We start from the raw sequence: 254 nt of genomic DNA, 5'->3' as shown, positions 1-254 counted from the left end.
ACGTAAAATCATCGTTGATACTTACGGTGGATACGCTCGCCACGGTGGCGGTGCATTCTCTGGTAAAGATGCAACGAAAGTTGACCGTTCTGCAGCATATGCAGCTCGTTATGTTGCGAAAAATATCGTAGCAGCTGGACTTGCTGACAAAGCAGAAGTACAACTTGCATACGCAATTGGCGTAGCACAACCAGTATCAATTTCAGTTGATACATTTGGCACTGGTAAAGTATCTGAAGACGTACTAGTAGAAC

General features: G+C 44.5%; 1 protein-coding gene. It reads left to right on the top strand.

Annotated features, from left to right (window positions below; translation table 11 throughout):
• Positions 1–254: methionine adenosyltransferase domain-containing protein (locus tag JDS96_RS31285; RefSeq protein WP_199669176.1), on the top strand; the 254-nt coding region annotated here is incomplete at both ends.

The sequence above is a fragment of the Bacillus cereus group sp. N21 genome, assembly GCF_016483395.1.
Lineage (GTDB): Bacteria > Bacillota > Bacilli > Bacillales > Bacillaceae_G > Bacillus_A > Bacillus_A pseudomycoides.
Note: the sequence above shows the minus strand (reverse complement) of the source record. Positions and strands in the feature narration are given on the sequence as shown.